Source organism: Pseudomonas sp. P4_C3 (genome assembly GCF_056402075.1).
Genome location: NZ_JBFUIC010000195.1, coordinates 1 through 8586 on the forward strand (window position 1 = coordinate 1; position 8586 = coordinate 8586).

Here is an 8586-nt window from a genome sequence, read left to right on the forward strand (position 1 = left end):
GCACCTGCCGCTGATCGCACCTGCCGCTGATCGCCGGCACCGAAGTGGCGGTGGCCTTCGAACAGGGCGACCCCGACCGCCCCTACATCGCCCACGCCCTGCACGACAGCCAGCACCCCGACCCCGTCACCATGTACAACGAAAAACGCAACGTGCTGCGCACCCCGGCCAATAACAAACTGCGCCTGGACGATACCCGCGGGCAGGAGCACATCAAGCTCAGCACCGAACACAGTGGCAAGAGCCAGTTGAATTTAGGGCATGTGGTGGATGCCGAGCGTCAAAAGCGCGGTGAGGGGTTTGAGTTGCGCACCGATGCCTGGGGCGCGATTCGGGCGGGTAAGGGGTTGTTTATCAGTGCCGATGAACAGAGCAAAGCCCAAGGCCAGGTGCTGGAAATGGCGCCGGCAACCGACTTGATCGAGGGTGCCAAGCAGCAAATGACTGACTGCCAGGAAACTGCGCAGGCCCATCACAGCCGCCAGCCCGCTATCGATGGCCTACGCCAGTTGCAAGTCGAAGCCAAAGACCTGACTGCCCCGGCCATTCTGCTCAGCGCACCCAAGGGCATCGCAGCGGTAACCCCAGCCAGTCTGCTGTTCAATAGCGGTGATGCGCTGTACCTGCAAAGCCAGGACGACATCAACCTCGCCGCCGCCCAACGCCTGTCAGCCCACGCCAAACAAGGCATTTCGTTACTGGCCCAGCGGGAAGGCATGCGCTTGGTTTCCGGCAAGGGACCGCTGGAAATCGAATCCCACGGCGACCTGATGAACCTGATTGCCCAGCAGGACATCACGATCCAATCGGTGCAGGGGCATCTGCTGTTGGCTGCGCAAAAGAGCATCACTCTCGCCTGCGGTGGCGCTTACCACCGGATTACGGAGGAGGGCGTGATTCAGAATCATGGACGAGAGCTCTGCAACAGAGGCAACCATCGGTGGGGACCGCCTATGGGGCAGAGTTTCCCTCTGCCTGAGTTGCCGCAGTCGGTGTGCGAGGAGTGCCTGCAAAAGGCTCGGAAGAAAGCCATCGGTGTGCTGATGCGCCAAGGTTGATAGAGGAAACATACAGATGAAAACGCCTATCCAATGGCTGGAGCAGATCGAACGGGTGTGCGCCACAGCCGAAGTACAGCAAGTTGATCTTTTGCTTGATCAAGCCGCGTGGAGCCAATGCGCTGTTCCTGGGCTGCAGCAACAGAGCCCCAAGGTGCCATGGTTCTCATTGTTCACGGGTACGCCAGAAGAAAAGTTGCTGGACCAGGCGCCGCTGTTGATGCGCCTGGACCTGACCATTTGGCAACACAAGGCCTGGCTGGAAGAGCTGATCGAACACTGCGCGGCCGATGCTCGCCTGATGGTCCTGATCTCGCCCCTACCGTTTGAAGAATTGAGTCATGCCTTGCAAGCCCTGTCTCAAATGCAGTGGGGAGGACAGGCCGGTTTGTTGCGTTTTTACGATCCGCGAATCTTTCCCGTGTTGATGAACACCATTCTCACCGACGAACAGCGCGCCGAGTTCCTGCAAGTCGCCTGCTTCTGGGGCTGGCTTGATCGAGACGACCAGCCGCAATGGCTGCAAAGCAATTGCCTGACGAAGCAACGCGGCATCGAAGTCAGTCCCTTCGTGGCGCTCAGTGATGAGCAATGCGAAATGATTGGCCGTATCAGCGATGCCCAGAAACTCTTGGGTGACAGTGAGTTTGACCATCTGGATGACAGTCAGGAACGACGTTTTGAGATGTTGTACTCGATTGTCATGCAAGCAAGTCGAGAGAACTACTTTGGGGATATAGGCGAGTACGCGCGCCAGCGACTATGAGTTGGAAATGGATGTTCTGTTGGGTCAGTTCCCACTCAACACCTATGAAGTGGTGTACCCCAGTGTGCATGTTGATGTCGGCGGTGGTTACCCGTAGAACGACCTAGACATGGCCGCAAGTACAACTTCAGTCATCAGGCTGAATGGGGAAGAGGCCCGTGCGGGGATTTTCCAATGCAGCCTGAAATGAAATAAGGGAGTGGCCGATGATGGAGATAACAATGAAAAAAATCTGGGCGAGATGGTTGTTGGGTTTATTGGGATTGGCCTTGGTGGGATGTTCCACGGCAGACAATGAAATGGCGGGCGGTAATTTAAAGGCGGTTAACCATACCCTGCATGCGATTAATTGGTTTTCAGTCAATGGGTACAGGGCTCACGGTGGCGGTGGAAGTTCGTGCTGCATTGTCCTGCCGATTAAATGGCGTCCTGGCTTAAAGGCGCATATTGAATGGGAAGTTGATCCAGAGCCTTATGCAAAAATAAAACGAAAAGCAACCGGGTATGGGTTCGATGAAGAAGCGTGGGCTGCGCACGAAACCAATTTTCAACGTTATACCACCACAGTGGATATTCCCGAATGGCCAGGAACGGACTCTTGTGGTTTAAGCGTGCATTTCCTAAGTTGCAATCAAATCAAGGTTACGACTTCGTGCTGGGGGTACGGATCGCCCAATAACCCAATTAAAGAACCTAAGCAGATGAAGGAGCCAGCCGTATGTCCGAAGTAAAGAGTAATTCAAGCGCTAAGGTCTGGGCGCCGCCCGTTTTTCCAGTGGCGGGGCGTTTGCCGGGTGATGTTGTGATGGTGATTGCCAACTGCAACAAGCCACAGCCTGCACATCAGTTTGCTCTTCGATCGCACTAACAATAACGAGTTCAATGACGTGAAGAGGAATCACCTGAGAGGCTGCATGGGAAAGAGGCCCGTGCGGGATTTTCCCCATGCAGCCTGAAATGAAATAAGGGAGTGGTCGGTGATGGAGATAACAATGAAAAAATCCTGGGCGAGATGGTTGTTGGGTTTATTTGGGTTGGCATTGGTGGGATGTTCCACAGCGGACAATGAAATGGCGGGAGGTAATCTACAAGCGGTTAACCATACTCTGCATGCGATTAATTGGTTTTCAGTTAATGGGTACAGAGCTCACGGAGGAGGTGGAAGTTCGTGCTGCATTATCCTGCCGATTAAATGGCGCCCTGGCTTAAAGGCGCATATTGAATGGGAAGTTGATGCCGATCAATTTGCGTATTCGAATTGGCCCTCTGATCCAGAGGGGTATCGTGCGGCGCAGTTGAAGCWTAAAGCTAAGTATCAGCACTACAGCACCACCGTGGATATTCCTGAGTGGCAAGGAACAGATTCTTGTGGTTTAAGTGTGCATTTCTTAATTTGCAATCAAATCAAGGTTACGACTTCGTGTTGGGGGTATGGGTCACCCAATAACCCAATTAAAGAACCTAAGCAGATGAAGGAGCCAGCTGTATGTCCGAAGTGAAGAGTAATTCAAGTGCCAAGGTCTGGGCGCTGCCCGCTTTTCCGGTGACGGGGCGTTTGCCGGGTGATGTTGTGACGGTGACTGCCAACTGCAACAAGCAAACTGCCGAGGAGGATTGGCACCATCGACAGGTCAACTCCAAAGGGAAATCCCAGCGCTTTGAATGCGTTCAAAGTTTGCACGTTAGCTTGTTTTTCGATGGCACCAATAATAACGAACTGGATGACTCCAAGAAAAAACCTCCGAGAGGCTGTATTGGAAAGATGCCCGTGCGGGATTTTTCCCATGCAGCCTGAATTGAAATGAGGGAGTGATTGGTGAAGGAGATAACAATGAAAAAAACATGGGCAAGATGGCTGTTTGGTTTGTTTGGATTGGCCTTGGTGGGATGTTCAACGGCAGACAATGAAATGGCCGGGGGCAATATTCAAGCGGTTAATCATACGTTGAACAATATTAACTGGCTCTCGGTTAATGGCTATAGGGCCGATGGTGGAGGGGGACGCTCCTGCTGCATTATCATGCCRATTAAGTGGCGACCTGGCTTAAAGGCTCAGATTGAATGGGAAGTCGATCCTGAGCCTCATGCAAAAATGCCCTCTGTAACATCCATGGAGTTTCGAGAGGCTTATGCCAAGCATTCTGCCAACTACCAAAATTACACCACCATCGTGGATGTCCCCGAATGGCCAGGAACGGAGTCATGCGATCTTAAGGTGCATTTTTTCACCTGTAATCAGGTCAAGGTTACGACTTCTTGCTGGGCACCTAGCTCACCTAATTATCCGATTAAAGAAACTATGGAAATGAAGGAGTCAACCGTATGTCCGAAGTAAAGAGTAATTCAAGCGCTAAGGTCTGGGCGCCGCCCGTTTTTCCGGTGGTGGGGCGTTTGCCGAGTGATGTTGTAATGGTGGCCGCCAACTGCAACAAGCAAACCGCCGAGGAGGATCACCACCATCGACAGGTCAACTCAAAAGGGAAATCCCAACGGTTTGAATGCGTTCAAAGTTTGCACATCAGTTTGTTTTTTGATGGAACTAACAATAATGAAGATAACGATACCAAGAAAAATCACCCCAGTAATATTGCCAAGCTTTTTCATGCTTCGCTCAGGGGTGAACAGTCAGAAAAATCGGGTTTTTTTTCTTTTTATATGCCCGGTGTCGGAACTCCCTTTCCCGAAATCGGCGAACTGGATTACAGCGCAGAGGGGCTGAGGTATGCGACGGGTGGTGAAGATCGCATCAATTGGGCATTGGTGTCATTGGCTCATGCGCTGACGTTTGCATTGACCAAGCAAGAGTTATCCAAAGCCGACAGAAAAAAAGCAGTCAATGCCATGAGTACCTGGCAGGCACCGCTGATGAGCGTCCAGGGAGAAGGCAAACGACGACGAGTCATGGAAGGGCTGTTGGGTCCCTTGGAGGCCTGCAAAGACAAGTCCCGGCAACCTAAGGTGCTGGCAGTCAAACTATACGTGTACGGTTTCTCGCGCGGGGCGGCAGAGGCTCGCACTTTCGTCACCTGGCTGAGCCAGTTGTTCGCTATGCCGAACGGCGCCGAGCTTCCCGAACAACGTCTGATCGGCTTGCCGGTCAGCGTCGAGTTTCTCGGGGTGCTGGATACCGTCGCCTCGGTCGGCATCGCCCATGCGGCGCCTTTTTTTGCCGGGCACATGGGCTGGGCGGATGACAGTCAATTGCTGCCTGACGCCGCCAAATTTCCGAACTTCGTCAAATGCTGCCGGCACTTCGTCGCGGCTTTCGAGCAGCGTTCGTGCTTTCCGCTGGACTCGATCCGCAACGAGAATGGTCAGTACCCACCCAACACCTATGAAGTGGTGTACCCCGGTGTGCATTCCGATGTCGGCGGTGGTTATCCGCAGAACGACCAGGGTAAGGCTCGTGGTGGTACTGATGAGTTGGTGTCGCAGATTGTCCTGCACGACCTGTATGCCGAAGCATTCGCCGCTGGCGCACCATTGCAGGTGCCGGAAGCGGCATTGTCGAAAAGCCGGTTATCGCAGGAGCCATGGCGTGAAATGGCCCCGAAAACCTTGTCAGAGTTTGTGGTCAATCAGCAAGTAATCGAACGCTTCAACGCCTGGCGCCACACCCWGCCAGGCATAACCACCGACGCCCCCATCCACACACCCGCCTGGGAGTACCGACCGCAGCCACTCAGCACCACCGTGGAAGACACCCTGGCCGATCAACTGGGCTGGATCACCGGCTGGCGCATCGGTCGTTACGCCAATGACCCGTTGCAGAACAATGACAGCTACAAGCATCAACCGTTCTTCACCCAGGCCAATGAAATCACTGCCTTCGAAACCGACGAACAACGCGCGGCCTATGAAAGGCAGAAAAAAATTATTTTGGCCGATCGGCTGAAAGCACCCGAAACGGCGATAAATCACCCCGGCCCGCCAATCTACGAACCGCAGATCGACAAGACTCAGCTCAGTCAGGCTGCGGCGGAGTTCAAACGCGACTACAAAGGCTTCGACCGCAATCAAACCAGTGCGGTCGGCACGATCACCGATGTGCTGTTGCGCGACGCCATCTATCTGCTCAACGAAAACGATGAGCTGCAAGACCACGCCGCGATCAAGGTCGCAGGCGAACTGCGCACCAAACAATTGTTCAGCGACGACCGTGGCACGCCCGGCAAGGACCCGCACATGGGGCTGGTGGTCGCGCTGTTCGATGACCAGATCCACGACTCACGCGCCTGGTTCATGCACGACGCTTTGGGATCGCGGGAGCTGTGGGCGGGCTACTTCTTTTACCGCATGACGTATTTCGGCAACGCCAACAGCCGGGACTTGTCACCGGTGGTAGTGGCCGGACGAATACTGGGCGTAGCGATGCTCGCCGGTGCCACGGTTTACGGGATCAAACGGGGTGGGGCGCTGGGCGGGATTGGCGGGCTGGCCGCGGGCATCGGTGGCGCAGCCATCGGCTATCAAGTGATCGACAAGGCGCGCGGTGTGGCGCTGCCGTTCCTGCCGGACGCCGCGCAGTTGCTCAAACCGACGGCTCATATTGGCCAGGTGGCGGCTGAGCTGAAGCAGCAGATTGCCCAGGAAGACTACGTGCAACGTATTGAACGAACCAGCGCCATGCTGCGCGAGGCGGGCAGTTTGTTCGAACTCGCCAAGGAGCGTGGCTGATGTTGCCTCTGGTACGCATGGGTGACTCGATGAGCCCTTTCGGGGGTGAAGTTCTCGAGGGTCACTACGAAGCCTTCGGCAAACCGATAGCCTGTCTGGGCGATCAGGCCCGCTGCGATTTACACGGCATGACACGCATCAGCGAGGGCGCGTCGGGTTCGATCATGGACGGCAAGCCCGTGGCCCTGGACGGGCATCGGTGTGAATGCGGCTGCCGACTGGTCAGTTCGCTGGCGGCTTCGTCGATGAAGGTGGCGCCATGAATCACCCGCCGAAGTTCCCGGAGCTGATCGTGCCGAGCACACCGCATTGGCGGCGCTGGTGGCTGGTTTTGCTATGGCTCTGGGGTGTGCAAATGGCGGTCCTGTTGACGCTGTGGCCGGAGGAACGGTCGCGGTTTGAACTGTGGTTATGGAGTGCGCTTTTGCCGTTGTGCTGGGCGTTGGCATTGGCGCTGCGGGTGCTGGTGTGGCAAATCGGCGTGTTCAATTGCCAGGTGCAGCGTCGCACCCGGGATGTCGCCAGTCAGCGTTGGTGGGGCAGACGCAGCCTTGGCTTGCCGGTGCAGCAGGTGCTGTTGCTGGGGCCCGCGGGCGATGTGCAAGCGCACTACCAGGGGTTGATGGCGAACGCTCCCGTGCCTCAGGCCCTGACCCCAAAGGATGCCACGCAGCCCATGCTGCGTTGCACGGTATCACTGAGTGTGGCCGGCGAGCGTGCCTCGGCCTTGGCCCGACACCTTGCCCGGTTGACCCTCGCACTGCCCGAGTTGAAGGACCGCTGGCCGCAACTGCGAGGCATTGCCTGGGCGGGTGAGGAGGACCACCAGGCGGCTTTTGTCGAAATGTTGGCCAAGCACGACGTGGTATTGCCCGAAGCCCGTTTGCCATTGCAGGCACTTCCCGATCTGGACGGTCTGATCGATGCCTTTGATCAGGACTGTCGTGGTGAGGCTGATTGGCTGATATGTGCCGGGGTGGTGTCGACGCAGAGCGCCGAAGACGGGGAAGTGCCCGGTGAGGCCGGCTTCGTCTGGCTGGTGTGCCGACAGGGGCGAACGTTGTTGCACCGGGGTGAGTATCTGCTGAGCGAGAGGGGTGAAACGCCCGCTGAGCTTTGTCCGCAGATACAAGGTTACGCCGGCCTGGACTGCGCGCCACCCACCTGTCTGGCACTGGACGAAACCAGTCAGAAGGCGTTCGTGGAGGGCGGCTGGTCGGCCGCCGAACATCAATTGGCAGGGCACTGGGGCGTGCTGGCGCATCTCGCGCCGTTCATCGGTATGTCCATGGCCCTGTTGCAAGCGGGAGAGGCCGGGCAGCCATGCGGCTGGCTAAGCCAGGATGGAGACAAACGATTGGCTATTGGAGTGGCGGTGCCTCATGGCAATGATTAAGGAAGAACACCAGGGCTCATTGATGAAGGTGGGATTGGTTTATCTGCTGGTCATCACGGTGCTGGTTGTATTCGGTTGCCTGCTGTACAGCTTGTGCGGCGGCTATTTCAATTGGCCTCAACAGTCGCTCATATCCCTTTTGCAGTGGGGGCTGGGTGTCTGGTTTGCGCTCTGCTGGTTTTGCCCGGTGCTTCTGCTGGCCTGGGATCGTTTGGCCGTGGGGTTGGCTGATAGGGCGGTGGCAGCGATTGCTGCGCCAACGGTTTCGCCACTAAGCCCGCCGGGCGCTTCGCCTGCTGAACCCTGGGCCCCCAAACTGATCGAGTACCTGCGGAAAAACCACAGCCCCCTCTGGCCCCGTAAAATCCGCCTCCTGCTCGTCGTCGGCGAACCCGAGCAAATCACTGCCATCGCCCCCGGCCTGACCTCGGAAAACTGGCTCGACGCGCAGAACACCGTGCTGATCTGGGGCGGCAGCCTGCAAGCCGAGCCCACCGAGGCGACGCTGAATCAGTACCGCCGCCTGACCCGCTGGCGCGCGCTGGACGGCGTGGTCTGGGCGCTGAGCAAGGAGCAGTGCAGCGATGCCGCCGCGATGGGGGCCGGCGTGCGTCACTTGAAGGTGCTGGCCCGCGAATTGGGCTGGCAGTTGCCCTTACACCTTTGGCAGGTCTGCGCGAGCAAGTGGG

General features: G+C 56.7%; 8 protein-coding genes and 2 pseudogenes. All 10 read left to right on the forward strand.

The window, feature by feature from the left end; translation table 11 throughout:
* Positions 1-17: 17 nt before the first annotated feature.
* Positions 18-1058, forward strand: a pseudogene (locus tag AC1DVH_RS22445) (DUF2345 domain-containing protein); the annotation flags it as partial.
* Positions 1059-1074: 16 nt separating this feature from the next.
* On the forward strand, positions 1075-1824 hold the full coding sequence (locus AC1DVH_RS22450) for a DUF4123 domain-containing protein (RefSeq protein WP_477755665.1): 750 nt from the start codon (positions 1075-1077) through the stop codon (positions 1822-1824).
* 221 nt (positions 1825-2045) lie between these two features.
* Positions 2046-2555 (forward strand): DUF3304 domain-containing protein, encoded by a 510-nt coding sequence (locus tag AC1DVH_RS22455; RefSeq protein WP_477755666.1) that lies wholly within the window; start codon positions 2046-2048, stop codon positions 2553-2555.
* Positions 2556-2804: 249 nt separating this feature from the next.
* The gene (locus AC1DVH_RS22460; protein WP_477755671.1) at positions 2805-3323 is read left to right on the forward strand and encodes a DUF3304 domain-containing protein; all 519 of its coding nucleotides are present in this window, start codon (positions 2805-2807) and stop codon (positions 3321-3323) included.
* Complete coding sequence (locus AC1DVH_RS22465; RefSeq protein WP_477755667.1) at positions 3311-3619, forward strand: hypothetical protein; 309 nt, start codon at positions 3311-3313, stop codon at positions 3617-3619. Before AC1DVH_RS22460 ends, AC1DVH_RS22465 begins: the two co-directional genes overlap by 13 nt.
* Before the next feature lie 36 nt (positions 3620-3655).
* Positions 3656-4159, forward strand: coding sequence for a DUF3304 domain-containing protein (locus tag AC1DVH_RS22470; protein WP_477755668.1), 504 nt, complete (start codon positions 3656-3658; stop codon positions 4157-4159).
* Positions 4147-6501, forward strand: a complete 2355-nt coding sequence (locus AC1DVH_RS22475) for a T6SS phospholipase effector Tle1-like catalytic domain-containing protein (RefSeq protein WP_477755669.1) — start codon at positions 4147-4149, stop codon at positions 6499-6501. The genes AC1DVH_RS22470 and AC1DVH_RS22475 overlap by 13 nt, the downstream gene beginning before the upstream one ends.
* Positions 6501-6764 (forward strand): PAAR domain-containing protein, encoded by a 264-nt coding sequence (locus AC1DVH_RS22480; RefSeq protein WP_477755670.1) that lies wholly within the window; start codon positions 6501-6503, stop codon positions 6762-6764. Before AC1DVH_RS22475 ends, AC1DVH_RS22480 begins: the two co-directional genes overlap by 1 nt.
* Positions 6765-6904: 140 nt before the next feature.
* Positions 6905-7897 (forward strand): hypothetical protein, encoded by a 993-nt coding sequence (locus AC1DVH_RS22485; RefSeq protein WP_477755672.1) that lies wholly within the window; start codon positions 6905-6907, stop codon positions 7895-7897.
* Positions 7890-8586, forward strand: a pseudogene (locus AC1DVH_RS22490) (ImcF-related family protein); the annotation flags it as partial. The gene AC1DVH_RS22485 and the pseudogene AC1DVH_RS22490, both read left to right, overlap by 8 nt.